The 2,669-nt window shown below is 45.0% G+C and carries 4 protein-coding genes; all 4 read left to right on the forward strand.

Annotated elements, in window-relative coordinates; translation table 11 throughout:
- Positions 1 to 84 precede the first annotated feature (84 nt).
- The 4 genes from tnpA to V5298_RS20360 are packed head-to-tail and all read left to right on the forward strand — an operon-like array spanning position 85 to position 2,661.
- The gene (tnpA, locus tag V5298_RS20345; protein WP_332933241.1) at positions 85 to 357 is read left to right on the forward strand and encodes an IS66 family insertion sequence element accessory protein TnpA; all 273 of its coding nucleotides are present in this window, start codon (positions 85 to 87) and stop codon (positions 355 to 357) included.
- Complete coding sequence (gene tnpB, locus V5298_RS20350; RefSeq protein ID WP_332933242.1) at positions 297 to 692, forward strand: IS66 family insertion sequence element accessory protein TnpB; 396 nt, start codon at positions 297 to 299, stop codon at positions 690 to 692. The genes tnpA and tnpB overlap by 61 nt, the downstream gene beginning before the upstream one ends.
- A gap of 23 nt (positions 693 to 715) precedes the next feature.
- Positions 716 to 2,329 (forward strand): IS66 family transposase, encoded by a 1,614-nt coding sequence (gene tnpC, locus V5298_RS20355; protein ID WP_332933243.1) that lies wholly within the window; start codon positions 716 to 718, stop codon positions 2,327 to 2,329.
- On the forward strand, positions 2,326 to 2,661 hold the full coding sequence (locus V5298_RS20360; RefSeq protein WP_332933244.1) for a hypothetical protein: 336 nt from the start codon (positions 2,326 to 2,328) through the stop codon (positions 2,659 to 2,661). Before tnpC ends, V5298_RS20360 begins: the two co-directional genes overlap by 4 nt.
- The last annotated feature ends 8 nt before the right edge of the window (positions 2,662 to 2,669 follow it).

The following is a 2,669-nucleotide window of genomic DNA, read 5'->3' on the forward strand; positions in this document are numbered from 1 at the left end:
GTAAGCGATCATTTTAGACCGTTCTTCAATTCTTAAACCAAGCCTTTAAAATTAAATCATTGATAAAAACAGGAGAAAGTATCAATGATCAGACGTAGCCCTCAAAAATGGCAGCAACTCATCGACGCCCAAGAAGCCAGCGATATGACTATCGCGCAATTTTGCCACACGCACCACATTAATCAGTCCACGTTCTATTTGCAACGCAAAAAACGCAAAGACCTGCTGTTGCCGCAAACAACTGAACAGTGGTTACCAATTGATACCGTGGCTTCACATCGCGCTGATAATCGCCAATGGCAAATCGAATTAACCCTGCCCAACGGCGTGGTGCTCAATATGAGTACCGATGGCTGATGCTCACGGCCAGCAGTGCAAAAATATGGTTATATCTGGGTATTGCTGACATGCGAAAGCAATTCGATGGCCTAGCCGTGTTGGTTAATAATCAGTTGCAGATGCAAGCGCAACAAGGCGATTGGTTTGTGTTTGTAAACCGCAAGCGCACAATGATAAAAGTGCTGTATTATCATCAAGGGGGATACTGTTTATGGTCAAAAAGGTTGGAGCGTGGCACCTTCGGTAAGGTCGTGGGCAGTGGAGAGAAAATCGCGCTAAACACCGCGCAGTTGCAGTGTTTAATTGATGGTATTTATTGGCAAAAAGGTAAACAAAACAAGCGACTTAAGTAGCTGAATTTGCTATACTTCGCCCCATGAAAAGCGCCTTAGAAGTCACATCAAATCCTGCCCATATTCAGTACGAAGAATATGAAAAAGTGTGTGCGCAACTCAATGATTCACAAACACAAGTACAATCTTTACAGCAACAGGTTGACTGGTTCAAGCGCCAATTGTTTGGGCGTAAATCTGAAAAGCTTATTGTGGATAATCCTGACCAAGCGCATTTGTTTGGTTCGGCTCAAGATGAAAATGTCGCACACACTCCTAAAAAATTGGTCAAAGGCTATACGCGTTCAACTAAGCAAAAAAATGAGAATAACGTCAATGACACAGGCCTTCGGTTTACCGATGAGGTGCCGACAAAAGTGATTGACGTGCCATGCCCTGAGCTTGAAGGGGAAGATGCATTACACTATAAGGTGATTGGTACTAAAGAAACGCATCGTTTGGCGCAACTACCCGGCAGCTATCAAGTCTTAATTTACCGTCAACAGGTGCTTAAGCAAAAAGACAACAATAATATCTTATCGCCCGTTGCCCCAGTTAATGTGTTAGAAGGCACTTATGCCGATGTATCGGTTATCGCGGGTCTGATGGTGGATAAAGCGGTCTATCATTTACCGCTACACCGCCAGCACTTGCGCATGTTGCAATCGGGCGTGACCTTATCACGCGCTACCTTAATCAATTATGTTAGCCAAGGGATTGAGTTACTCACGCCCATCGCCAAAGCCATGCTTCACAATATTATCAGCGGTAGCCATATCAGTATGGACGAAACGCCGATGAAGGCGGGTCGGCAAACCTCGACTCGCCGTTCAAGCTCACGCAATACACATAAAGCCATGAAGCAAACCTACTTCTGGCCCATTTATGGTGAGCAAGATGAAGTGGCCTTTACTTGGTCATCTTCACGCGGCAAACAACATGCACTAGAGCAACTATCCGGTTTTAATGGCACCTTACTAAGCGATGGTTATGCGGTGTATAGCCAAGTCATCGACGTATTAAACAGCCAAGGCCAGCATATTACCCATGCCGCCTGTTGGGCGCATACTCGTCGTTACTTCGAAAAGGCACTGGATTATCATTCTAAAGAAGCACAATACGCGTTAACAGAAATACAAAAACTGTACAAAGTCGAAGCGCACATACGTAAACACGCGCTAAATGCCGAAGATACTGTCAATTATCGCCTCAAGCACAGCGAGCCGATTATCACTGCCTTGTTTAGTTGGATTTACGAGCAGCGTCAGCGGCCAGAGTTATTACCTAAAGACCCCTTAACTAAAGCGTTTGTTTATGCTTACGAGCGCCATCATGAGTTAAAAACTTATCTGACGCATGCGCAAGTGAGCATTGACACTAACCACTTGGAAAGAGCCTTGCGAGTCGTCCCCATGGGTAGGAAAAATCATCTTTTTTGCTGGAGTGAATTGGGCGCACAGCAGCTTGGTGTCTTGCACTCCCTCACCGTGACCTGCAAACTACACAATATCAATCCCTATCATTACTTGGTGGATGTGCTTCAACGGGTCTCGCAACATCCAGCAAGAGACGTTATCGATTTAACGCCTAGACGCTGGAAAGTCCTGTTCGCAGATAAACGCTTGCGCTCAGATGTAGAAAGAGACGTCACGCCATGACAAACAACGAGAACAAAACAACCATCGACATCAGCCATTTAACCATTGACCAATTGTATACACTTAACCAATATGTATGTGCGCGCATCGATGAATTACAAAAACAACAAGACGAAGCCGCGCTTGCCGTTTTACGCCCAGGCATGAAAGTGCAATTCACTCACGATGGCATAACCGTTACGGGCACATTACTGAAGAAAAACCGTAAAACGGTGTTGATTGCTAATGATAATGGGAAAACGCAGCATAAAGTGCCAGCTGGTATCGTCAGGCATATTAGTGCTGCACCATTAGATCTAAATCAAACGGTTGTAAAGAACGGTTTAAAATGATCGCTTAC

Origin of the sequence: Alteromonas sp. 14N.309.X.WAT.G.H12, assembly GCF_036697315.1 — a bacterium.
Classification (GTDB): domain Bacteria; phylum Pseudomonadota; class Gammaproteobacteria; order Enterobacterales; family Alteromonadaceae; genus Alteromonas.